The sequence below is a fragment of the Pelomonas sp. Root1444 genome (assembly GCF_001426885.1).
In the GTDB taxonomy this organism is placed as follows: Bacteria; Pseudomonadota; Gammaproteobacteria; order Burkholderiales; family Burkholderiaceae_C; genus Pelomonas.
On record NZ_LMFP01000033.1, the window covers coordinates 103,816 to 127,017 of the forward strand.

General features: G+C 68.5%; 24 protein-coding genes. 20 read left to right on the plus strand and 4 right to left on the minus strand.

Going from position 1 to position 23,202, the window contains the following annotated elements:
- Positions 1-18 precede the first annotated feature (18 nt).
- The 9 genes from ASD35_RS25915 (at position 19) to ASD35_RS25955 (ending at position 7,188) form a co-directional block, all read left to right on the plus strand.
- The gene (locus ASD35_RS25915) at positions 19-759 is read left to right on the plus strand and encodes a sulfurtransferase (protein ID WP_056877850.1); all 741 of its coding nucleotides are present in this window, start codon (positions 19-21) and stop codon (positions 757-759) included.
- Positions 756-1,709, plus strand: coding sequence for an alpha/beta fold hydrolase (locus ASD35_RS25920; RefSeq protein WP_056877851.1), 954 nt, complete (start codon positions 756-758; stop codon positions 1,707-1,709). Before ASD35_RS25915 ends, ASD35_RS25920 begins: the two co-directional genes overlap by 4 nt.
- Before the next feature lie 26 nt (positions 1,710-1,735).
- Positions 1,736-2,515, plus strand: coding sequence for an ABC transporter substrate-binding protein (locus tag ASD35_RS25925; protein ID WP_056877852.1), 780 nt, complete (start codon positions 1,736-1,738; stop codon positions 2,513-2,515).
- Complete coding sequence (locus ASD35_RS25930) at positions 2,515-3,294, plus strand: transporter substrate-binding domain-containing protein (protein WP_056877853.1); 780 nt, start codon at positions 2,515-2,517, stop codon at positions 3,292-3,294. The genes ASD35_RS25925 and ASD35_RS25930 overlap by 1 nt, the downstream gene beginning before the upstream one ends.
- Before the next feature lie 163 nt (positions 3,295-3,457).
- On the plus strand, positions 3,458-4,147 hold the full coding sequence (locus ASD35_RS25935) for an ABC transporter permease (protein ID WP_056877854.1): 690 nt from the start codon (positions 3,458-3,460) through the stop codon (positions 4,145-4,147).
- Positions 4,144-4,830 carry an ABC transporter permease gene (locus ASD35_RS25940; RefSeq protein ID WP_235538467.1) on the plus strand — a complete coding sequence of 229 codons (687 nt, stop codon included), beginning with the start codon at positions 4,144-4,146 and terminating at the stop codon, positions 4,828-4,830. Before ASD35_RS25935 ends, ASD35_RS25940 begins: the two co-directional genes overlap by 4 nt.
- 13 nt (positions 4,831-4,843) lie before the next feature.
- Positions 4,844-5,980, plus strand: a complete 1,137-nt coding sequence (locus tag ASD35_RS25945; protein ID WP_056877855.1) for a succinylglutamate desuccinylase/aspartoacylase family protein — start codon at positions 4,844-4,846, stop codon at positions 5,978-5,980.
- 7 nt (positions 5,981-5,987) lie between these two features.
- Positions 5,988-6,758: an ABC transporter ATP-binding protein gene (locus tag ASD35_RS25950; protein WP_056877925.1), complete on the plus strand. Its 771-nt coding sequence runs from the start codon at positions 5,988-5,990 to the stop codon at positions 6,756-6,758.
- Between the two features lie 61 nt (positions 6,759-6,819).
- Complete coding sequence (locus tag ASD35_RS25955; protein WP_056877856.1) at positions 6,820-7,188, plus strand: YbaN family protein; 369 nt, start codon at positions 6,820-6,822, stop codon at positions 7,186-7,188.
- Here ASD35_RS25955 and ASD35_RS25960 read toward each other — a convergent pair.
- Positions 7,185-9,236: a M3 family metallopeptidase gene (locus ASD35_RS25960; protein ID WP_056877857.1), complete on the minus strand. Its 2,052-nt coding sequence runs from the start codon at positions 9,234-9,236 to the stop codon at positions 7,185-7,187. The two genes, ASD35_RS25955 and ASD35_RS25960, sit on opposite strands and share 4 nt — an antisense overlap.
- Positions 9,237-9,321: 85 nt before the next feature.
- A complete protein-coding gene (locus tag ASD35_RS25965) occupies positions 9,322-9,984 on the minus strand; it encodes a hypothetical protein (protein WP_157275782.1) in 663 nt (220 codons plus the stop codon).
- 119 nt (positions 9,985-10,103) lie between these two features.
- On the opposite strand from ASD35_RS25965, the gene ASD35_RS25970 reads away from it, so the two are divergent.
- Genes ASD35_RS25970 through argG form a run of 3 tightly spaced genes read left to right on the plus strand, consistent with a single transcriptional unit; the run spans position 10,104 to position 12,263 of the window.
- Entirely contained in the window at positions 10,104-10,664 is a 561-nt protein-coding gene (locus tag ASD35_RS25970; protein WP_056877859.1) for a YaeQ family protein, read from the plus strand.
- Positions 10,661-10,927 (plus strand): GNAT family N-acetyltransferase, encoded by a 267-nt coding sequence (locus tag ASD35_RS25975; protein ID WP_056877860.1) that lies wholly within the window; start codon positions 10,661-10,663, stop codon positions 10,925-10,927. Before ASD35_RS25970 ends, ASD35_RS25975 begins: the two co-directional genes overlap by 4 nt.
- 16 nt (positions 10,928-10,943) lie before the next feature.
- Positions 10,944-12,263, plus strand: coding sequence for an argininosuccinate synthase (argG, locus tag ASD35_RS25980; RefSeq protein ID WP_056877861.1), 1,320 nt, complete (start codon positions 10,944-10,946; stop codon positions 12,261-12,263).
- Here argG and ASD35_RS25985 read toward each other — a convergent pair.
- Both ASD35_RS25985 and murB read right to left on the minus strand, forming a co-directional pair.
- Entirely contained in the window at positions 12,260-12,532 is a 273-nt protein-coding gene (locus ASD35_RS25985) for a hypothetical protein (RefSeq protein WP_157275783.1), read from the minus strand. The genes argG and ASD35_RS25985 overlap by 4 nt on opposite strands.
- Positions 12,533-12,581: 49 nt before the next feature.
- Complete coding sequence (gene murB / locus ASD35_RS25990) at positions 12,582-13,667, minus strand: UDP-N-acetylmuramate dehydrogenase (RefSeq protein ID WP_369819246.1); 1,086 nt, start codon at positions 13,665-13,667, stop codon at positions 12,582-12,584.
- 74 nt (positions 13,668-13,741) lie between these two features.
- On the opposite strand from murB, the gene ASD35_RS25995 reads away from it, so the two are divergent.
- The 8 genes from ASD35_RS25995 to ASD35_RS26030 all read left to right on the plus strand — a co-directional run bounded on the left by ASD35_RS25995 (position 13,742) and on the right by ASD35_RS26030 (position 23,136).
- On the plus strand, positions 13,742-14,230 hold the full coding sequence (locus ASD35_RS25995) for a YajQ family cyclic di-GMP-binding protein (protein WP_056877863.1): 489 nt from the start codon (positions 13,742-13,744) through the stop codon (positions 14,228-14,230).
- Between the two features lie 5 nt (positions 14,231-14,235).
- Positions 14,236-14,889, plus strand: a complete 654-nt coding sequence (locus tag ASD35_RS26000) for a TIGR02281 family clan AA aspartic protease (protein WP_056877864.1) — start codon at positions 14,236-14,238, stop codon at positions 14,887-14,889.
- Positions 14,890-14,967: 78 nt separating this feature from the next.
- Complete coding sequence (gene prsT, locus ASD35_RS26005; protein WP_056877865.1) at positions 14,968-17,775, plus strand: XrtA/PEP-CTERM system TPR-repeat protein PrsT; 2,808 nt, start codon at positions 14,968-14,970, stop codon at positions 17,773-17,775.
- A 167-nt stretch (positions 17,776-17,942) separates the two neighbouring features.
- Positions 17,943-18,854, plus strand: a complete 912-nt coding sequence (locus tag ASD35_RS26010) for a PEP-CTERM sorting domain-containing protein (RefSeq protein WP_082580473.1) — start codon at positions 17,943-17,945, stop codon at positions 18,852-18,854.
- Between the two features lie 144 nt (positions 18,855-18,998).
- Positions 18,999-20,198 carry an acyl-CoA dehydrogenase family protein gene (locus ASD35_RS26015; RefSeq protein ID WP_056877867.1) on the plus strand — a complete coding sequence of 400 codons (1,200 nt, stop codon included), beginning with the start codon at positions 18,999-19,001 and terminating at the stop codon, positions 20,196-20,198.
- 15 nt (positions 20,199-20,213) lie between these two features.
- Positions 20,214-21,341, plus strand: coding sequence for an acyl-CoA dehydrogenase family protein (locus ASD35_RS26020; protein WP_056877868.1), 1,128 nt, complete (start codon positions 20,214-20,216; stop codon positions 21,339-21,341).
- A 29-nt stretch (positions 21,342-21,370) separates the two neighbouring features.
- Positions 21,371-22,114: a pseudouridine synthase gene (locus ASD35_RS26025; RefSeq protein WP_056877869.1), complete on the plus strand. Its 744-nt coding sequence runs from the start codon at positions 21,371-21,373 to the stop codon at positions 22,112-22,114.
- 5 nt (positions 22,115-22,119) lie between these two features.
- The gene (locus ASD35_RS26030; protein ID WP_056877870.1) at positions 22,120-23,136 is read left to right on the plus strand and encodes a bifunctional riboflavin kinase/FAD synthetase; all 1,017 of its coding nucleotides are present in this window, start codon (positions 22,120-22,122) and stop codon (positions 23,134-23,136) included.
- Positions 23,137-23,202 lie beyond the last annotated feature (66 nt).

Sequence of the window (23,202 nt, forward strand, 5' to 3'; positions counted from 1 at the left end):
CGATAATCCGCCGCTGCTATGCAGACCGGCCCCATCCTCAACATCTCCTGCTACCTGTTCGTCTCGCTGCCCGACGCGGCGGCCCTGCGTGACCGCCTGCACGCCCGTGCCGATGCGCTGGGCTTGAAAGGCACCGTGCTGATCGCCGAGGAAGGCATCAACCTCTTCCTGGCCGGCCTGCCCGAGGCGGTGCGCACCTGGGTGGACGAGCTTCGCGCCGATACGCGGCTCAAGGCGCTGACGCCCAAGGAGAGCTGGAGCGAGACCCAACCCTTCCAGCGCCTGAAGGTCAAGGTCAAGCCCGAGATCATCCGCATGAACCTTCCCACCGTCCGCCCCGACAAGGCGCCGCGCGCACCCGCGCTGGCCCCTGCGACGCTGGCGCGCTGGCTGGACCAGGGGCATGACGACGCCGGCCGCGAGATCGTCATGCTGGACACGCGCAACGGCTTCGAGGTCGACCATGGCGCGTTCGACGGCGCCGTCGACTGGCGGCTGCACAAGTTCAGTGACTTTCCCGCTGCGCTGGCCGCGCACAGGGGCGAACTGGCCGGCAAGACCGTGGTGAGCTACTGCACCGGCGGCATCCGCTGCGAGAAGGCCGCGATGGTGCTGGAGGCCCAGGGCCTGACGGCCTGGCAGCTGGATGGCGGCATCCTGAAGTACTTCGAGGACACCGGCGGCAAGCATTACCACGGCAGCTGCTTCGTCTTCGACGAGCGCGAGGCCTTGCAGGCCGACCTCAGTCCCGCGCGATGAACCGTTTCGGCGACTGGGCCCTGAAGGTCGTTGGCATCCTGCTGATGCTGGCCACGCTCGGCTTTGCGGTCAGCAAGGCGCCGGACCGCTCGCTGGAAAGCCTGGTGCCGCGCTGGGCGCCGCCGCCGTCGGACTTCGTCGAGCTGGACGGCATGCTCGTCCACGTGCGCGACCAGGGCCAGGCCAGCGACCCGCTGCCGCTGGTGCTCATCCACGGCACCAGCGCCAGCCTGCACACCTGGGAGGGCTGGGCCGCGCAGCTCGGCGCCACGCGCCGCGTCATCAGCTTCGACCTGCCGGGCTTCGGCCTGACGGGACCCAACGCGGAGGGCGACTACAGCGACGCCCGCTACGTGGCTTTCGTGCGCGCCCTGCTGGCCCGCCTGGGCGTGGGCCGCGCCATCGTGGTGGGCAATTCGCTGGGCGGCGAGATCGCCTGGCAGCTCGCACTGGCCGAGCCAGGGCGGGTGGCCGGCCTCGTCCTCGTCGATGCGGCGGGTTATGACTTCGTGCCCGAGGACCTGCCGCTGGGCTTTCGCGTCGCCCGCATCCCGATGCTGCGCGAGGGCATGCGCTGGGTGCTGCCGCGCCGCGCCATCGAGGACAGCGTCGTCAGCGTCTACGGCGACCCGGGCCGCATCACCGCCGAGGTGGTGGACCGCTACTACGAATTGACGCTGCGCGAAGGCAACCGTGTCGCGCTGATGCAGCGCATGGACCAGCTGGCACCCGGCCCGGTCGAGCGGCTGGCGGAGATCAAGGTGCCCACGCTCATCCTCTGGGGCGGCAAGGACCGGCTGATCCCGCCACGCTGGGGCGAGGCCTTCCACAAAGCCATCCCCGGCAGCCGGCTGGTGGTTTTCCCGAAGCTGGGCCATGTGCCGCAGGAGGAAGACCCGGCTGCTACCCTTGCGGCCTTGCGCGACTGGCTACCCGAGGTCGCACGCTGAATACCGTCCCACCCATGAGGTCTGACATGAAGAAAACCGCCCTGCTCACCCTCGCGCTGGCCGCGTCGCTCGCCCAGGCGCAAGCCCCCGAATGGAAGAAGCTGCGCATCGGCGTCGAAGGCGCCTATCCGCCCTTCTCCGAGATCGGCCCCGACGGCAAGTTGAAGGGATTCGAGATCGAGCTGGTGCAGGCGTACTGCGCCGAGATGAAGGCCCAGTGCACGCTGGTGCAGCAGGACTTCGACGGCCTGATCCCGGCGCTGCAGTCGCGCAAGGTGGACGCCATCTTCGCCAGCGTCTCCATCACCGAGGAGCGCCAGAAGGTGATCGCCTTCTCCAAGCCGTACTACAACACCCCGGCACGCCTGATCGCCAAGACCGGCGCGAAGCTGGAGCCGACGGCCGCGGGCCTGAAAGGCAAGAAGATCGGCGTGCAGCGCGGCACGACGCACGAGACCTATGCCGCCAAGACCTTCACGCAGAGCGAGATCGTGCGCTACGGCAGCCAGGACCAGGTCTTCCTAGACCTGAAGAGCGGCCGCATCGACGCGACGCTGATGGACTCGCCGGCCGGCGACTTCGGCTTCCTGAAGAAGCCCGAGGGCAAGGGCTTCGCCTTCTCCGGCGGCCCCATCAACGACGACAAGATCTTCGGCGTCGGCACCGGCGTCGGCATGCGCAAGGCCGACGAGGCCACACTGGGCAAGAAGTTCAACGCCGCCATCGACGCGCTGCAGGCCAACGGCACGTTCAAGAAGCTGGCGGACAGGTACTTCGACTACGACATCGCACCGCGCACGAAGTGATGCGACGCCGCACCGCCCTGGCAGCCGGCCTCGCCTGGGCGGCTGCCGCTGGCGCCCAGGCGCCACAGCGCCTGCGCATCGGCTTCGCGGTCGGCTACGCGCCCTTCAGCGAAGTCGGCAGCGACGGCCAGTTGAAGGGCTTCGAGGTCGACGTCGCCCAGGCGCTGAGCAGGCGCATGGGCCTGCCGTTCACCCAGGTCATCCTGGATTTCGACGGCCTGATCCCGGCGCTGCAGACGCGCAAGATCGACGCCATCATGGCCTCGATGTCGATCACGCCGGAGCGCCAGCAGCTCATCGCCTTCTCGGCGCCCTACTACTTCTCGCCGGCCCGCATGGTCATGCGCAGCGACGCCAAGCTCGACGTGAGCCCTGCCGGCATGAAGGGCCGGCGCATCGGCGTGGAGCGCGGGACCATCCATGAGCGCTTCCTGGCCGAGCAGTTCAAGGGCAGCCAGGTGCTGCGTTACGCGACGCAGGACCAGGCCTTCCTGGATCTCAAGTCAGGCCGCCTGGATGCGACGCTGGTGGACGCCGTCATCGCACAGTTCGGCTTCCTCAACCATGCCGACGGCCGCGGCTTCGCCTTTGCGGGCCCCGACTTCGGCCGCGATGCGCGCTACTACGGCAAGGGCATCGGCGTGGGCCTGCGCCAGGCGGATGCCGCGACGCTGGGCCGTCGCTTCGACGAGGCGCTCGCAGCACTGCGCAGCAGCGGCGACCTCAAGGCGCTGAACGACCGCTATTTCAGTTTCGACCTCGTCAGCCCGCCGCGCTGAGATGACACCACCCCTCGCCCAACCTCGCTTCGCTGAACGCGAGCGAATCCGGTCGGTCCCCCGTGGGGACGGCGATGCGCGCCGGATCGACCGGCCCGCACATCGCCTGACGGGCCGGCTTGGGAGCGGCCCGGCGCTCGGCCCGGAACCCTTGGACCACTGAATGCTGCACGGATTCCTTCCCAGCCTGCTCGAAGGCGCCGCCGTCACGCTGGGCGTGGCGCTGTCGTCGCTCGCCGTGGCCGCGACGCTCGGCCTGGCCGGCGCCCTCGCCAAGCTCTCCCGGTCGCGCATCGCGCGCGCCATCGCGGGCACCTACACGACGCTGATCCGCGGCGTGCCCGACCTGGTGCTGATGCTGCTCGTCTTCTACGGCGGCCAGGTCGCCGTCAACACCGTGGCGCCCATGCTTGGCCATGAGGACTACATCGACATCGACCCCTTCGTGGCCGGCGTGCTGACCATCGGTTTCATCTTCGGCGCCTACCTGACCGAGGCCTTCCGTGGCGCCTTCTTGGCCGTGCCGCCGGGGCAGCGCGAGGCCGGCCTGGCCTACGGCATGAGCCGGCCACAGGTGCTGTGGCGCATCACGCTGCCGCAGATGCTGCGCCATGCGCTGCCGGGGCTGTCCAACAACTGGCTGGTGCTCATCAAGAGCACGGCCATCGTGTCGGTCATCGGCCTGTCAGACCTGATGACGCGCGGCCAGCAGGCGGCGGGCAACACGCGCGAGCCGTTCAGCTTCTATCTCGCCGTGGCGCTGATCTATCTGGTCTTCACCAGCGTGTCGGAACTCGCGTTCAGCTGGGCGAACAAGCGCCTGGCCATCGGGGTCAGGGAGGGCCGGCTGTGAACTTCGAGGCTATCGTCGAGAACTTCCCGATGTACCTGTCGGGCCTGGCCGTCACGCTCAAGCTGCTGGCGTTGTCGCTGGCCTGCGGCCTGCTGGCGGCCGTGCCGCTGGCGCTGGTGCGCACCGTCTCCAGGGGCTGGCCGTCGCGCGCGGTCTGGGCCTACACCTATGTGTTCCGCGGCACGCCGATGCTGGTGCAGCTGTTCCTCTGCTACTACGGCCTGGCACAGTTCGACGCCGTGCGCGACAGCTGGGCCTGGCCGTGGCTGTCGTCGGCCACCTTCTGCGCCTGGCTGACCTTCACGCTCAACACCGCCGCCTACACGACCGAGATCATCGCGGGCAGCATCCGCGCACTGCCGGCCGGCGAGATCGAGGCCGCCAAGGCGCTGGGCATGGGCCGCGGCCTGCTGCTGCGCCGCATCGTGCTGCCGGCGGCGCTGCGCCGCGCGCTGCCGGCCTATGGCAACGAAGCCATCTTCATGTTGCACGGCACCTCGCTGGCCAGCGTCGTCACGCTGCTGGACCTCACCGGCGCCGCCCGCGCCGTCAATGCCAAGTACTACCTGCCCTTCGAAGCCTTCATCACCGCTGGCGCCTTCTACTTCGTCCTCACGCTGGGCCTCGTCGGCCTGTTCCGCTGGGCCGAGGCACGCTGGCTGAAACCCATGATGAGCCGCTAGAGCGGTCAAGACCATGCACACCGTCCGTCATCCTCTCCTCTCGCCCGCCCCCGGCACGCAGCGTGAACTGGTCTCGCTGCACTACGGCCCCGATGCCCAGTCCAGCGGCGGGCAGAAGGCCTACATCCAGGCCTCGCTGCATGCCGACGAACTGCCCGGCATGCTGGTCGCCCACCATCTGCGCCGCCTGCTCGATGAGCTGGACGCGGCGGGCCAGATCAGCGGCGAGATCATCCTCGTGCCCATGGCCAACCCCATTGGCCTGAGCCAGTTCGTCATGCACGGCCACCAGGGCCGCTTCGAGCTGACGACGGGGGAGAACTTCAACCGCCACTACCCCGACCAGATCGCCAACGTGGCGCAGGCCGTCGAGTCCGAGCTCGGACTGGATGCCGCCGCCAACGTCGCCGTGCTGCGGCGTGCGCTGAAGTCGGCGGTGCTGTCGTCGCCGGTCGAGACCGAGCTGCAATCGCAGCGCCGCACGCTGCTGGGCCTGTCCTGCGACGCCGACATCGTGCTGGACCTGCACTGCGACGCCCAGGCGCTGATGCACCTCTACACCGAGACGCCCTGCTGGCCCGACTGCGAACCGCTGGCGCGCTTCCTGCGCTCGCGCGTGGCGCTGCTGGCGCAGGACTCGGGCGACAACCCGTTCGACGAGGCCTGCTCGCAGGTCTGGTGGAAGTGGGACCGGCACTTCAACGCCCAGGGCCTGCGCTTCCCCATCCCGCAGGCCTGCCTGTCCGTGACGGTGGAGCTGCGCGGCGCGGTCGACGTGACGCACGAGCTGGCCGCGGCCGATGCGCAGCACATCGTCGACTTCCTGCGCTGGCGGGGGCTCATCGCCGGTGACAAGCCCGCGCTGCCCGACCCCGTCGGCGACGCCCGGCCGCTGGCCGGCAGCATGCCCATCAAGGCACCGGTGGCCGGCGTGCTGACGTTTTTGAAAGAGGTGGGGGCCGAGGTGCAGGCCGGTGAAGTGCTGGCGCAGGTCATCGACCCCGTCACGGCCGAGGTCACCGAGTTGAAGAGCCCCGTCGAGGGCCTGTTCTTCGCGCGCGACTTCGTGCGCTTCGCGAGCGCCGGCATGCGCATTGCCAAGGTCGCGGGGCGCGAAGCGCTGCGCACCGGCAAGCTGCTGGGGGCCTGACCCGATGATGAATGACATCCAGCTTCAAGCCACCAACATCCACAAGCGCTTCGGCGACCGCGAGGTGCTCAAGGGCATCAGCTTCGCGGCCAAGGCGGGCGACGTCGTCACGCTGATCGGCTCGTCGGGCTCGGGCAAGAGCACCTTCCTGCGCTGCCTGAACCTGCTGGAGCAGCCGCACGAGGGCGAGATGAGCCTGGGCGGCGAGGCACTCAAGCTGGTGCGCGACCGCGACGGCAGCCTGAAGGCGGCGGACACCCAGCAGCTGCAGCGCTGGCGCGCCCGGCTGGCGATGGTGTTCCAGAACTTCAACCTGTGGGCGCACATGACGGTGCTGGAGAACGTCATCGAGGCGCCCATCCACGTGCTCGGCAAGCCCAAGGCCGAGGCCGTCGAGCGCGCGCAGGCGCTGCTGGCGCGCGTCGGCGTGTCGCACCGCGCCCATGTCTACCCGGCGCAGCTGTCGGGCGGCGAGCAGCAGCGCGTGGCCATCGCCCGCGCGCTGGCCGTCGACCCCGAGGTCATGCTGTTCGACGAGCCCACCTCGGCGCTGGATCCGGAGCTGGTCGGCGAGGTGCTCAAGGTGATGCGCGACCTCGCGGGCGAGGGCCGCACGATGGTGGTCGTCACGCACGAGATGGGTTTTGCGCGCGAGGTGTCCAACCACTGCCTGTTCCTCCACCAGGGCAAGGTCGAGGAAGAGGGCAACCCCAAGGAGATGCTGCTGCGCCCGCAGTGCGAGCGGCTGCAGCAGTTCCTCAGCGGCGGATTGAAATGAAGCCCGCCGTCCGGTCTCGGCCCGCGAAATCCGGCCGGCTCCGCCGCCAGCGGAGTTAGCCATGCACCGCGCGCTGATCCAGCTGCTGTGGCGCGCTCTGGCGGTGCTGAGCCTGGTGCTGGCGGTGATCGGCGCGGTGCTGCCGGTGATGCCGACAGTGCCCTTCCTGCTCGTGGCCGCCTGGGCGGCCGGCAAGGGCTGGCCGCGGCTGGAGACCTGGCTGCTCAATCACGCGCACTTCGGCCCCCACATCCGCGCCTGGCGCGAACGCGGCGCCGTGCCGCGCCGGGCCAAGTGGATCGCCACGGTCATGATGTGCGGCAGCGCGCTGATGATGCAGTTCACGCCGCTGCCGCTATTCATCAGGATCGGCGTGCCGGCCGTGATGGCGGCCGTGGCGATCTGGCTGTGGCGGCGGCCTGAATCCTAGGCCAGCAGGCCGCGGTCCTTGAGCATCGGCTCCACGACCGGGTCGCGGCCCCGGAAGGCCCTGAACGCCTCGCCCGGCTCGCGGCTGTTGCCGCTCGAATAGATGCACTCGCGCAGCCGCGCGGCCACGCCGGCGTCGAAGACGTCGCCGGCCTCGACGAACGCGTCGAAGGCATCGCAGTCCAGCACCTCGGCCCACAGGTAGACGTAGTAGCCCGCGGCATAGCCGGCACTGCTGAACAGGTGCTGGAAGTGTGTCAGCCGGTGGTTCACGCCAACTTCGGGCGGCAGCTTCCAGCGCGCCAGCGTCTCGGCCTCGAAGGCAACGACGTCCGCCGGCGCCTCGGGCAGCGCATGCGCCGCCATGTCCACGAGGGCGCTGGCGGTGTAGCGCAGCGTCTCGTAGCCCTGTCCGAACTGGCGCGCGGCCTGCACCTTGGCCAGCAGCGCGTCGGGCAGCGGCTCGTCGGTCTGCCAGTGGCGCGCGAAGGTCTTGAGCACCTGCGGTTCGGCCATCCAGTGTTCGTAGAGTTGGGACGGCAGCTCGACGAAATCGCGCAGCACCTGCGTGCCGGACAGGCGCTCATGCTCGACGTCGCTCAGCAAGCCGTGCAGGCCATGGCCGAATTCGTGGAACAGCGTGCGCACGTCATCGAAGCTGAGCAGCGTCGGTTCGCCGGCCGCCCCGCGCGCGAAGTTGTTGTTGTTCAGGATGACGGGCGTGGTGCCGAGCGCGCGGCTCTGGTTGCGCAGCGCGTTCATCCACGCACCGCTGCGTTTGGTCGGCCGGGCGAAGTTGTCCTGCAGGAAGAGGCCGCTCAAGCGACCGGCCGCATCCAACACCTCGTAGGCGCGCACGTCGGGGTGATAGCCCGCGATGTCGGGCCGCGCCTTGAACTGCAGGCCGAACAGGCGGCTGGCGCAGTCGAACATCGCCGCCACCATGCGGTCCAGCGAGAAATAGGGTTTGACCTCAGCCTCGTCCAGCTCGAAGCGGGCGCGCTTGGCCTGCTCGGCGTAGAAGCGCCAATCCCAGGGCGCCAGCGCATGCGTGGCGCCGGCCGCGGCCATGGCGCCCTGCACGGCCTCGCGCTCGCGCGCCTGCGCAGCCAGGGCCGGTTGCCAGACGCGCTCCAGCAGGCCCATGACGGCACCCTGGCTGCGCGCCATCGTGTCTTCCAGCGCGTAGTCGGCGTAGCAGGCGTGGCCGTGCAGCCGGGCCTGCTCGGCACGAAGCGCCAGGATCTCGCGGCAGATGGCGCGGTTGTCGGTCGCGCCGGTGTCGTCACCGCGGCCCACCCAGGCGCGCCAGGCCTGCTCACGCAGGTCGCGGCGCGCGCTGAACGACAGGAAGGGCACGATCAGCGAGCGCGACAGCGTGATGACATGGACGCTCCCGCCGTCCACCTCGCCCAGCCCGCGGTCCACGGCCGCCTGGCGCGCCGCCGCTCGCAAGAAATCCGGCAGGCCGGCCAACTCGTCCTCGGTGGCCAGGCGCAGCTGGTAGCCGTTCTCCGCCGCCAGCACGTTCTGCGCGAAGCGCGTGTTCAGCTCGGCCAGGCGTGACATGACGGCGGCATAGCGCGCCTTGGCCTCGGGCGCCAGACGGGCGCCGGCGCGCAAGAAGTCCAGGTGCACGCGCTCCAGCAACCGGCGTTGCTCGGCGCCGAGGCCCAGGCGTTCACGCTGCTCGAACAGCGCCTCGATGCGCGCAAACAGGCCGGCGTGCATGTAGACGGCGCTGTTGTGGGCGGCCAGTGGCGCGGCCAGCGCGCGCTGCACGGCCTGCAGCTCGGGCGACGTGGCCGACGCCGCCAGCGTGTAGAAGAGGTGCTCCAGCCGCGTGAGCCGGCGGCCGCTGGCATCGAAGGCGGCCACGGTGTTGGCAAAGCTCGGCGCCTCGGCCTGGGCCGCGATCGCGTCAATCTCGGCGCGGTGCTCGGCGAGGGCGGTGTCGAAGGCGGGCTGGAAATGCGCCGGATGGATGTCGGCGAAGGGCGGCAGGCCGTGTGGGCCGGCCCAGTCCTGCAGCAGCGGGTTGGTGCTCATGCGAGGGCCTTTCGATGGCGGAAAAGAAAAAGGGCCGCGTCCTGCCGGAGCGGCCCGTCGTCAGCGGTTCAGCGGCTGGCGGCGATCACTTCGCGGCAGCAGCCTTTTCCTTGCGGATGGCCTTCTCGTCGTTTTCGTCGTAGGCCTTGTTCTGGCACTCGGCCTTCCACTTGTCGTTGGCGTCGAAGTGCTTCTCGGTGCGGTCCTCGATGGCCTTGAACTGGGCGTCCAGCGCGTCGACCTTGTCGCCGAAGGCCTTGCGCTTGGCGCCCTGCTCGGCGTCGGCAGCCTTCACGGCCTCGAACATCGAGTTGAAGGCGGTCGTGCGAGCCTGGTAGGCCTCGTTGCGGGCCTTGAGCTCAGCCTTCTCCAGCTTGGGCGCCTCGGCCGTCAACGCGGCGTGGGCGGCCAGGATGCCTTCCTTTTCGGCCTTCACGTCGGCAATCTGCTTGGCCAGCGCGGCTTCGCCGGCTTCGACGGTGGCTTTCTCGGCCTTGAGCTGGTCGGCGCTCGCCTTGTAGGCGGCCTGCTCGGTCTTGATGGCCGCCGCCTCCTTGCTGTTGGCCTCCTGCTGGTCGATGCAGGAGCGCAGCTGCTCGCGCGTCATCAGCTTGGGCTTGGGCTTCTCGACGACCGGATTGGCGACCTTGTTGTTCTTCGGGTCGACCTTGGCATTGGGATTGTTCGTGACCTGTGCCTGCGCGGAGAAGGAGAAGACCAAGGCCAGTGGAAGAAGAATGCGTTTCATGACGAGGGCGCAACCCGGGGTTGCGAAGGTTCGGAACGGAGGGCGGCAATGATGCCATGAGGCTTCACCGCGATAATCGCCGGCTGCTCTTCGTTACAGGGGGTCTCCGCCCTCCCCGCATGGCGCTCAAAGCCACCATCCACAAAGCCCAGCTCCAGATCGCCGACATGGACCGCCATGTCTACGGCGACCATGCCCTGACGATCGCCCGCCACCCGAGCGAGACCGACGAGCGCATGATGATCCGCGTGCTGGCCTACGCCCTCAACGTGACGGCCGACGACCACAACGGCCGGCTCGAATTCACCAAGGGGCTGTCCGACGTGGACGAGCCCGACCTCTGGCAGCTCGACCTCACGGGCGAGGTACAGCACTGGATCGACCTCGGCCAGCCCGACGAGCGCCGGCTGATGAAGGCCCATGGCCGCGCCCGCTGTGTCAGCGTCTACAGCTTCGCGTCCAGCACGCCGGTGTGGTGGGCCGGCATCGAGAACAAGCTGACCCGCGCACCGCGCCTGGCGGTCTGGCAGATCCCGGCCGAGCAGTCCCAGGCGCTGGCGGCGCTGGCCGAGCGCAGCATGCAGCTGCAGATCAGCATCCAGGACGGCAGCATCTACGTGTCGACGGCAAGCGCCTCGGTCGAGATCCATCCCGTCGCATTGAAGGCGGCCGCGGAATGACCCCTTTCCACGAACCCGAGCATCAGCGCTTCACGCTGCCCACGACGCCCGTCAGCGTGCTGGACTACGACCTGAGCGGCGATCAGGTTGTTTTCACGCACACCGGCGTGCCGCCCGCCTACCAAGGCCAGGGGCTGGCCGGGCAGCTCGTCGAGGCCGGCCTGCGGTGGGCGCAGGCTCAGGGCCTGCGGGTCGTGCCCGCCTGCACCTACGCCCAGTCTTACATCCAGCGCCACCCCGAGTGGCAACACCTCGTCGCCTGAAGAAGAGACCGTCAACATGTCCACGATCCTGCAATCCGTTCCCGTCGGCCAGAAGGTCGGCATCGCCTTCTCCGGCGGCCTCGACACCTCGGCCGCGCTGCACTGGATGAAGCTCAAGGGCGCCCTGCCCTATGCCTACACGGCCAACCTCGGCCAGCCCGACGAGCCCGACTACGACGAGATCCCGCGCAAGGCCATGCTCTACGGCGCCGAGAAGGCCGTGCTGGTGGACTGCCGCGCCCAACTCGTGGCCGAAGGCATCGCCGCCCTGCAGGCCGGCGCCTTCCACATCAGCACCGCCGGGGTCACCTACTTCAACACCACGCCCATCGGCCGCGCCGTGACCGGCACCATGCTGGTGGCCGCGATGAAGGCCGACGGCGTCAACATCTGGGGCGACGGCAGCACCTTCAAGGGCAACGACATCGAGCGCTTCTACCGCTACGGCCTGCTGACCAACCCGGCGCTGAAGATCTACAAGCCCTGGCTGGACCAGACCTTCATCGACGAACTGGGCGGCCGCGCCGAGATGTCGGCCTTCATGACCGAGAAGGGCTTCGCCTACAAGATGAGCGCCGAGAAGGCGTACTCCACCGACTCCAACATGCTGGGCGCCACGCACGAGGCCAAGGACCTGGAGCACCTGAACAGCGGCATCCGCATCGTCAACCCCATCATGGGCGTGGCGTTCTGGCGCGAGGACGTCGTGGTCAAGGCCGAGGAGGTGTCGGTGCGCTTCGAGGAAGGCGTGCCCGTGGCTCTGAACGGCGTCGAGTACCGCGATCCGGTGGCCCTGCTTGCCGAGGCCAACAAGATCGGTGGCCGCCATGGCCTGGGCATGAGCGACCAGATCGAGAACCGCATCATCGAGGCCAAGAGCCGCGGCATCTACGAGGCGCCGGGCCTGGCGCTGCTGCACATTGCCTACGAGCGCCTGGTCACCGGCATCCACAACGAAGACACCATCGAGCAGTACCGCGACAACGGCCGCAAGCTGGGCCGCCTGCTCTACCAGGGCCGCTGGTTCGACCCGCAGGCCATCATGCTGCGCGAAGCCGCGCAGCGCTGGATCGCCCGCGCCGTCACCGGCGAGGTGGCGATCGAGCTGCGCCGTGGCAACGACTACTCGCTGCTCGACACCCAGAGCCCCAACCTGACCTATGCGCCCGAGCGCCTGTCGATGGAAAAGGTCGAGGACGCGCCCTTCAGCCCCGCCGACCGCATCGGCCAGCTGACCATGCGCAACCTGGACATCACCGACACCCGCGGCAAGCTGGGCATCTACACCGACACCGGCCTGCTGGCCGGCGGCGGGCTGCCGAAGCTGGAAGGCTAGTCCAAAGTCTGCTCCGCTTCCTTGCAAAGGCCGCGGATCGTCTGGACGGCAACAAACCACATGGCCGCCGCGCTGCCGATGGCCATAACGCCCCAGAAGCCGGCCACCGCGAGGTTGATGCACAGGAAACCGCATTCCCCGTGGCGTGCTATGGGTGTGTAAGCGTCAAGCGCTTGGACTGCCGGCACCCAGGCAACGGCGACGCCGATCAGCGCCCCAATGACGTGGCGCATGGCGAACAACAGAGCCAACGCAGATTTTTGTTTCATGGCTCTCCTCGCCTGGATCCCTCGCGCGACCGATTCCGACGGACGGGGCTTAAACCACCACCGGCTCCGGCTCCAGCCGGATGCCAAAACGTCCATACACGCTCTCCTGAATCGCCCGCGCCAGCGTGACGACCTCGGCGCCACGAGCCTCGCCCTTGTTGACGAGCACCAGCGCCTGCTTCTCGTAGACCGCCGCGCCGCCCACGGCCTTCCCCTTCCAGCCGCAGGCGTCGATCATCCAGCCGGCGGCCAGCTTCACGCTGCCGTCGGGCATCGGGTAGTGCACGATGCCGGGGTCGCGGCCGATGATGTCCTTGCACTGCTCGGCCGTGACGACGGGGTTCTTGAAGAAGCTGCCGGCATTGCCGATGACGGCCGGGTCGGGCAGCTTGGCGCGGCGCACGGCGACGATCCAGTCGTAGATCTGCCGCGCATCCGGCGCCGTGATGCCGGTCTCGGCCATCTTGCGCTCGATCTCCAGGTAACCCAGCACCGGTTGCCAGGGCTTGGGCAGGCGAAAGCGCACCTTCGTGATGACGCTCTTGCCCGCCAGCCCGCCGAAGTCGCTGTGCTTGAACACGCTGTCCCGGTAGCCGAAGCGGCAGACCTCGGCCGGCAGCAGCGCCGGCCGGCCGGTGACGAGGTCCATCACCTCCACCGCCTCCAGCCGGTCCTTGACCTCGATGCCATAGGCGCCGATGTTCTGCACCGGCGCCGCGCCCACCGTGCCCGGGATCAGCGCCATGTTCTCCAGGCCTGGGAAGCCGTGGTCCAGTGTCCAGGTCACCAGCTCATGCCAGACCACGCCAGCGCCGGCCTCGACGATCCAGGCGTCGTCGCGCTCCTCCAGCAGTCGGATGCCAGCAATCTCCACCTTCAGCACGACGGCCTCGACGTCCTTGGTCAGCACCAGGTTGCTGCCGCCCCCCAGCACGAACTTGGGCGCCCGGCCCAGCTCCGGGTGGTCGACGACACGGCGCACGTCCGCCGCCTCGCGGATGCGCACCAGGCGCTTGGCCACGGCAGGCAGCGCGAAGGTGTTGTAGGGCTTGAGATTGACGTCCGTCTCGATGGAAAGGGGAATCGGCACCGCTTGGGGCACTCCGTTCGAGGGGGGCTGTGAAGGCATGGACATGGGACAATTTTTGGACGTCTTGCGCGGAGCGCAAACGGCAAAATTTTCGCAGACCCTTTACCCCCCGACTGCAAATGCCCAGCTTCGACACCGTTCTCGAGCCCGACCACGTCAAGATCCGCAACGGCGTGGACAACGCCATCAAGGAAATCGGCACCCGCTTCGACTTCAAGGGCACCAGCGCCAAGGTCGAATTGAAAGACAAGGAAATCCACGCCACCGGCGACAGCGAGTTCCAGCTGGAGCAGATCGAGGCCGTGCTGTACGGCAAGCTGACCAAGCAGGACGTCGTCATCAGCTTCCTCGACAAGGCCGAAAAGATCGAGAAGCTCGGCGGCGACAAGGTGCGCCAGGTCTACAAGATCAAGGAAGGCATCGAAGCCGCCCTCGCCAAGAAGATCGTCACGTCGCTAAAGGACAGCAAGCTCAAGGTCCAGGCCAGCATCCAGGGCGACGCCGTGCGCGTGACGGGCAAGAACCGCGACGACCTGCAGACGGCCATCGCGCATCTGAAGAAGAGCTTCAGCGACACGCCGCTGACCTACAACAACTTCCGCGACTGAACGGGATGCGCCGCTTCGCGCCCCTGCTCCTGCTGCTGGGCTTCGGCCTCGCCGGGGCGCAGCCGCTGCCCGCCGCGCCGCCCCAGGTGCAGCTCAACGGCATGCTGGGCGCGCGCGTGGCCTTGCTGGTCATCGACGGCGAGGCGCGCACCGTGGAGGTGGGCGCGTCCGTCAAGGGCGTCAGGCTGTTGGCACTGGAGGACGGCCGGGCCGTCGTCGAGGTTGGCGGCCGCCGCCAGACGCTGGCGCTGGGCGCCGCCCCCGGGCGCATCGTGGCGCCTGCCGTGGCGCCGCGCCAGATCACGCTGCCCATGGGCGCGGGTGGCCACTACACGACCATCGGCACGATCAACGGCCAGGTCACGAGCTTCCTGGTCGACACCGGCGCCACCGCCATCGCCATCAGCCAGATCGAAGCCGAGAAGCTTGGCCTGCGCTATCTCTACGGCAAGCGCATCGTCACGCACACCGCCAACGGCACCGTGCCGGCCTACCTGATCGATCTCGCGGTCGTTCAGATCGGCAACGTCCAGGTCCGCAATGTCGAGGCCATCGTCATCCCCGGCCAGATGAGCCACGTGCTGCTGGGCAACAGCTTTCTGAACCGCTTCCAGATGCGCCGCGAGAACGATGTCATGACCTTGGAGCTGCGGTACTGAGCGGAAGGGGCCTGATCGGGCGCGCTTCTGCAAGAATCCGCCGCCCCTCTCCGCCGTCCTCGTCCGCCGGCCCCTTCGATGACCCGACACCCCGCCTCGCTATCCGGCCTGCTGGCCGCCCTGCTGATTGCCGTCGCGCCGGTTGCCGAAGCCCAGGACGCTGCCAAGGCGGCGCGTTTCTACGAGGACGCGCTGCAACGCTACGAGAAGCGCGACATTCCCGGCGCCATCGTGCAGCTGAAGAATGCGTTGCAGGCCGACAAGAGCCAGTTGCCGGTGCATGTGCTGCTCGGCAAGGCCCTGCTGGCCAACAGCCAGCCGACCGCGGCCGAGTTCCAGCTCGGCGAGGCCATCCGCCTGGGCGTCAACCGCGCGGAGGTCGCCGTCGCGCTGGCCATGGCGATGAACAACCAGGGCAAGCAGCCGCAGATGCTGGAAGACCCGCGCCTGCAGCCCGCCGGCCTGCCGCCCGGCATCCAGCAACCGCTGTTGCTGGAGCGCGCGCTGGCGCAGTCCGATCTCGGCGACATCAAGTCGGCGCTCGCCACCGTCCTGCAGGCCCGCGGGCTCAACGCGGCCGAACCCAACACCTGGATCGCCGAAGTGCCGCTGCGCGTGCGCAACCGGCAGTTCACCGAGGCGCTGGCTGCTGCTGACCAGGCCCTCAAGCTCGCCCCCGACAACGCCGAAGCCCTGTACCAGAAGGGCGCCGCATTCCATGCGATGAACCAGGTGACGCAGGCGCTCTCGGCCTATGAACGTGCCATCCAGGTCCAGCCCACGCATGCCGAGACCCGCCTGGCCCGCGCCGGCCTGCTGATCGACCTCAACCGTGACGCCGAAGCGCTGGCCGAGGTCGACGAGCTGCAGCGCATCAAGCCCAACGACCCGCGCGGCACCTACCTGCGCGCCCTGCTGGCCGACCGCGCCGGCAACGCCGCGGCGGCCAAGACCGCGTTGAAGAAGATCACCGAGCTACTGGACCCCGTCCCCATCGAGTACATCCGCTACCGGCCGCAGTTGCTGATGCTCAATGGCCTGGCCCACTACAGCCTCGGCGAGCTGGAGAAGGCCAAGCCCTTCCTGGAACTCGCCACCCGGCAGCAGGCCGGCAACCCGCTGGTCAAGCTGCTGGCCCATGTGGCGATCGCCGAGTCCAACGCGAACCGCGCCGGCGAGCTGCTCGAAGGCTACGTCAAGGCGCACCCGGGCGATGGCCAGGCCCTGCTGATGCTGGCTTCGGTGCACATGAACCAGGGCAAGCATGCCCGCGCCGTCGCGCTGATGCAGGAGGCGCTCAAGGCCAAGGACTCCGCCGACTACCGCACCGCGCTGGGCCTCTCGCTGCTGCAGAGCGGCAAGGCGGCGCTGGGCGCCGATGAACTTGCCAAGGCCTACCAGGCCGATCCCAAGCAGACCTACGCGGGCCTCGCGCTGGCCACCGTGCATCTGCGCGAAGGCCGGGTCGCCAAGGCCCTCGCCGTGGCCGATGGCCTCGTCCGCGCCAATCCGGACAACGCCACCGTGCTGATGGTGCAGGCCTTTGCGAAGGCACAGGCCGATGACCCTGCCGGCGCCCGGGCCGGCTACGAGAAGGCCCTCCAGCTCGACCCCAACCTGATCGACGCCAAGCTCGGCCTCGCGCGGCTCGACGGCAAGACGGGTCATTTCGACGCCGCCAACCGCCGCCTGCGCGACCTGCTGAAGACGCAGGAACGCAACGTCAACGTGCTGTTGGAGCTGGCGCTGCTGCACGAACTCTGGGGCAAGCCCGATGAGGCGCTCAAGTGGCTGGAAAGCGCTGCCGCCGCCAGCGGCGCGCGTGAAACCCGTGCCGATTTCGCCCTCGTTGCCTGGCACCTGCGCACCCGTCAGCCGGGCCGAGCGGTCGAGGCCGCCAAGATCCTGCTGGGCAAGCTCCCGGAGGACGTCGAGGCCCTGCTGGCCTATGCCGGGGCCCAGGCCGCCAATGGCGATCCTGCCGGCGCCAAGACGACCCTGACGAACGCCGGCCGTCGCGCAGCCTTCGACGCGCCGCGCCTCGTCGAAGTGGCGCGCCAGCAGATCGCCGTGAAAGACCTCTCCGGCGCGGCCTACAACCTCGACAAGGCATTGACCGCCGCGCCCGACGCCGTCCCGGCGCTGGCCATGATGTCCAGCGTGAACCTCGCCCAGGGCGATGCAGCGGCGGCAGAACGTCGCGCCCGGCAGGTCATCCAGGCCAGCCCCAAGTCGGCCATGGGCTACAACCTGCTGGCCGAGGTCGCGCATTTCCGCGGCCAATCCGATGTCGCGCTGGAGGCCCTGCGCAAGGCGCACGAGGCGGACAAGTCGCAGGCCAGCCTGTCCAAGCTGATGCGCGCGACCTTCAACCAGCATGGCGCCAAGCCGGCGCTGGAGCTGGGCGATACCTGGCTCAAGCGCAACCCGAACGACCTGGCCGTGCGCAGCGTCATGGCCGAGATCCAATTGCGCGGCAGCGACTTTGCGTCGGCGCGCAGGCAGTACGAAGCCATCCTGAAGCAACGGCCCAACCACGCGGAAACCCTGAACAACCTGGCCAACGTGCTGATGGAGACGCGCGATCCCGGCGCGGTGGCCATGGCCGAACGGGCCCTCAAGGCCGACAGTCAGAACCCGTTGCTGATGGACACCGCGGGCTGGGCCAACCACCTGGCCGGCAACAACGACCGCGCCCTCCAACTGCTGCGCGAAGCACGCCTGCGCGCGCCGGACGTTGCAGACATCCGCTATCACCTTGGCGCGGTGCTGGCGAAGGTCGGTCGCGGTGCCGAGGCGCGCGAGGAATTGCAAGCCGCCTTGCGAGTCAATGTGAAGTTCTCGTCGGTCGAGGCGGCCCGCAAACTGCTGGCCACCCTCAACTGAGGGGGAAAAGCCGCCGCGATCCGTGTCGGTCGTTCTTACAATCCGCAACGTTTTAGATCTGTACTTTTAGTAAATCGTTGATCTGGAATGAATTTTCCTCCTGGCATCAGGTTTGCTTCAGCGTTACAGACCCTTTCAGCAACTCGAAGAACCAAAGAGGAAACCCAATGAAGACTCAACTCGCGAATTGGCTCGCATTGGCTACCCTGATGACCGGCCTGGGACTGAGCGGCAACGCCCACGCGGTCTGGACCTTCGACAATGCCGGTGCCAGCGGCATTGGCAACTACACCAACTGCAGCCGCAGCACGACGCTCAATTGCGATACGGCACTTGAGTCCGGCGCCAAGATCAACGACACCACGGTGGCGCTGAGCGGGTTCTACGCCAACAACACGAACGGCGTCGTGACGGGCACCTGGACGGCCAACGGCCTGTCCTATTTCGCCGGCAACGGCCAGGGCATGTACAGCGGCGGCGACTCCGGCTCGCCCTACCACGCGCTGGACAACAACGCCACCACGGAAGCCGTGCTGCTGAGTTTTTCCAGCGCGACCATGCTGACCAGCATCGGCCTGGGCTACACGTCGAACACGCCCGGCGCCGCCAACGTGGAGCTCGGTTGCCGCAACGCCAGCGGCGTCGTGGTCGGCACGACGACCACCGGCACTTGCGCCTCGGGAACGACTGCCGGCGCAACGGTCGACATCTCGCTGTTCCGCTGGACGGGTGCCGCAGCCCCGACGGTGGCGGGCAAAGCCGGCGCGCTGGGCGGCAGTTGGGAATTGGTCGGCAACTACGGCGACATGATCACCGACACCACCAACCCCTACAACCTGGTCAACAGTGCCGGCAAGACGTCCAGCTGGTGGCTGATTTCGGCCTACAACTCCGGCTTCACGCAGAGCGCCGGCCGCGAGACCCGCGGCACGCTGGACAACAGCAACGACTACTTCAAGCTATATGCCGTTGCCGGCACCACCGTCAAGCTGCCCGAGCCGGCCACGCTGGCCCTCACCAGCGTGGCGCTGGTCGGTGTCGCCGGCCTGCGCCGTCGTCAGTCCAAGACGGCTGCCTGAGCAGCCTCCGCTCCCCGTCGAAAGGCACTCTTCGGAGTGCCTTTCTGCTTTTGAAGTCTTGCCCCGCCGCTGTCCCAGGCCGGACAGCCAGGATGCGAACGACCGTGCTAAAAAGCCCGCCATTCACATCACAACAGGCGAGACATGGACCTCAACTTCACCGATGCGGAACTGGCCTTCCGCGCCGAGGTGCGCGAGTGGGTGCGCGCGAATCTGCCGGCCGACATCGCGCACAAGGTGCGCCATGCGCTGCGCCTGAACAAGGACGACCTCCAACGCTGGGCCAGGATCCTCGGCGCCAAGGGCTGGCACGGCTGGGCGTGGCCGAAGCAGTTCGGCGGCCCCGGATGGAACGCCGTGCAACGCCACCTGTTCGAAGAGGAATGTGCCCTCGCCTGCGCGCCTCGCATCGTGCCCTTTGGCCCGGTGATGGTCGCGCCGGTCATCATGGCCTTCGGCACGCCGGAGCAGCAGCAGCGCTTCCTGCCCGGCATCATGAGCGGCGAGGTCTGGTGGAGCCAGGGCTACAGCGAGCCGGGATCGGGTTCCGATCTCGCGTCGCTGAAGTGCCGCGCCGAGCGGCAGGGCGACAAGTACATCGTCAACGGCCAGAAAACCTGGACGACGCTGGGCCAGTACGGCGACTGGATCTTCTGCCTGGTGCGCACGTCGAGCGAAGGCAAGCCGCAGACCGGCATCAGCTTCCTGCTGATCGACATGAAGACACCCGGCGTCAGCGTCAAGCCGATCATCATGCTCGACGGCGAGCACGAGGTGAACGAGGTCTGGTTCGACAACGTCGAGGTGCCGGCGGAAAACCTCATCGGCGAGGAGAACAAGGGCTGGACCTACGCCAAGCACCTGCTCTCGCATGAGCGAACCAACATTGCCGACGTGAACCGCGCGAAGCGCGAGCTGGAACGGCTCAAGCGCATCGCCAAGGCGGAAGGCCTCATGGACGACCAGCGTTTCCGCGACCAGATCGCACTGTGCGAGGTGGACGTCGTCGCGCTGGAGATGATGGTGCTGCGCGTGCTGTCCGGCGAGCGCACCGGCAAGCAACCGCTGGACGTTGCCGGCCTGCTCAAGATCCGCGGCAGCGAGCTGCAGCAGCGCTACACCGAGCTGATGATGCTGGCCGGCGGCCCGCTCGCGCTGCCGCACATCCACGAGGCGATGGAGGCCGGCTGGCAGGGCGACCAGTGGCTCGGTGGCGCCTGGATAGCCGGCGCATCGCACGCCATCCCGCTGACCGGCAACTACCTCAACGTCCGCAAGACGACGATCTACGGCGGCTCCAACGAAGTGCAACGCAACATCGTCGCGCAGACGGTGCTTGGATAAACAGGGAGACAAGACATGGATTTCGATTTCTCTGAAGACCAGGAAGCCCTGCGCGACGCCGTGCGCCGCTTCGTTGACAAGGACTACACGTTCGACCGCAGGACGAAGATCCAACGCGCCGGCGGCTTCGACCGCGGCGTCTGGGACGGCCTCGCAGGCCTGGGGCTGACGGCGCTGGCCGTGCCGGAAGCCCATGGCGGTCTGGGCTTCGGCGCCGTCGAGGCCATGGTGGTCATGGAAGAACTGGGGCGCGGGCTGGTCATGGAGCCGCTGGCGCAGGGCGCGCTGATTGCACCGGCTGTACTCCGCCATGCACCGGATGAGCTGCAGGCGGCCTGGCTGCCGCGCATTGCCGGCGGCGAAGCGCTGGTCGCGCTGGCTCACCAGGAAGGCAGGTCGCGCTACCGCCTCAATCAGGTCGCCACGCGCGCCGTCGACGCCAAGCTGACCGGCGTGAAGAGCCTGGTGCCCGCCGGCGACATGGCCGACGCCTTCATCGTGCCCGCCCGCGTCGCGGGCACGGACGACGCGCCGCACGGTGTCGCGCTCTATCTCGTCGAACGCGAAGCCGCCGGCGTGCACACGCGGCCGTATGCGCTTTACGACGGCTCGCGCGCTGCCGAGGTCCATTTCGACAACACGCCCGCTCAGCTCATCGCCGGCCCCGACCAGGGCCTGATGCTGCTGGAGCTGGCGGCCGACATCGGCATCGCCGCGCAGGCCGCCGAGGCGGTGGGCGTCATGGAGAAGTACCTCGCGCTGACCGTCGAGTACATGAACACACGCAAGCAGTTCGGCGTGGCGATCAGCAGCTTCCAGGCGCTGCGTCACCGCGCGGCCGACGTGAAGATGCAGCTCGAACTGGCCCGCTCGATGAGCTACTACGCCACGCTGCGCCTGGGCGACGTGCCAGCCGTGCGGCGCCGGGCGCTGTCGCAGGCCAAGGTGCAGCTCGGCCAGGCGATGCGCTTCGTCGGTCAGCAATGCACCCAGCTGCACGGCGGCATCGGCGTGACCGACGAGTATGCCGGCAGCCATTACTTCAAGCGCCTGACCGTCATGGAGATGCAGTGGGGCGACACGCTGCACCACCTCGGCGAGGTCAGCCAGCGCATGCAGGACACGGCGGGCGTCTTCGCCTGAGGCCTGCGGCGAGCCGCGACAATCCGGGCATGCCCAAGCCCCAGCGACTCGACCAGATCCTCTTCTCCCAAGGTTTCGGCACCCGGCGCCTGTGCGCCGGGCTGATCGCCCATGGCGAAGTGAAGGTCGGCGGCGAGGTCGTCGACGAGCCCTGGGCCGAATTCGACACCGCGGGCCTGACCTTCGAGGTCGCCGGCCAGGTCTGGCCGTATGTCGACAAGGCGCTCGTGCTGCTGCACAAGCCGGCCGGCTACGAGTGCTCGCAGAAGCCCAAGCACCACCCCAGCGTCATGAGCCTGCTGCCGGCGCCGTTGCGCGAGCGCGGCGTGCAGCCGATCGGACGGCTGGACGAGGACACGACCGGCCTGCTGCTTATGACCGACGACGGCACGCTCATCCACCAGCTCACGTCGCCCAAGCACCATGTGCCCAAGGTCTACGAGGCGCGCTGCAAGCATCCGCTGACAGGGGCGATGGTCGAGCAATTGCTGGCCGGCGTGGAGCTGAAGGAGCCTGAAAGCAAGACGCCGGGCAAGTTCCAGCGCCCCCCCGAGGTCAGCAAGGCCGAAGGCGCCGAGATCGTCGACGAGACGCTGCTGCGCCTGACGCTGATCGAAGGCAAGTACCACCAGGTCAAACGCATGGTGGCGGCCGTCGGCAACCGGGTCGAGGCCCTGCACCGGCCGCAGTTCGGCGCGCTGACGCTGCCGGCGGACCTGGCGCCCGGGCAATGGCGCTGGGTCGCCAGCCCGGCCGACGTCTGGGGACAATGAGGGTCATGCGAGTTTTCAGAGGCTTTCACCACCCTGGCATCGCGCCGGCCTGCGCGCTGACCATCGGCAACTTCGACGGCGTGCACCGCGGCCACCAGGCCATGCTGGCGCTGCTGCAGTCCGAGGCGCGGCACAGGAACCTGCCGACCTGCGTGCTGACTTTCGAGCCGCATCCGCGCGACTTCTTTGCCGCCAGGGCCGGCAAGCCAGAACTCGCGCCGGCGCGCATCGCCACGCTGCGCGACAAGCTGGGCGAGCTGGAGCGTTGCGGCGTCGACCAGGTCGTCATCCTGCGCTTCGACGAGGCGCTGGCCTCGCTGCCGGCCCAGGACTTCATCCGCCAGGTACTCGTCGAAGGGCTGGGCGCGCGCTACGTGCTGGTCGGCGACGACTTCCGCTTCGGCGCCAAGCGCCAGGGCGACTACGCGACGCTGGACGCCGCCGGCCAGGCGCGCGGCTTCGACGTGGCCCGCATGATGAGCTACGAGGTGCACGGCCTGCGCGTCAGCAGCTCGGCTGTGCGCGAGGCATTGGCGGTGGGCGACATGGCGGCCGCGGCAGCGCTGCTGGGCCGGCCGTACGCGATCTCGGGTCATGTCACGCATGGCCGCAAGCTGGGCCGCCAGCTGGGCGAAAGCGCCCCGGGCGCGGCGGACGGCTTCCGCACGCTGAACCTGCGCTTTGGGCACGACAAACCCGCGGCTCACGGCATCTTCGCCGTCCTTGTCGATGGCCTGGCGCCGCAGCCGCTGCCCGGCGTCGCCAGCCTCGGCAACCGGCCCACCGTCGAGGACGCCGGCCGGGTGCTGCTGGAAGTCCACTGCCTGGACTGGCCCCTGGGTCTGGAGGGGGGCTACGGTAAACTCGCCCGCGTGGAACTGCTGCACAAACTTCGCGACGAAGCCAGGTACGACGGGCTCGAAGCGCTCACGGCCGCGATTGCCGCCGACACCGAGGCAGCACGCGCCTTCCTGGCCACCCACGCGGCTCAGCGTCGCCAGACCACGCGCGACCGAATTTGAAGCGGCTCCCCGCCGCTCTTCGCTGTCGCCCTCCCCGCTTTCTGACCGCCAGGCTTCGCCGCCTGG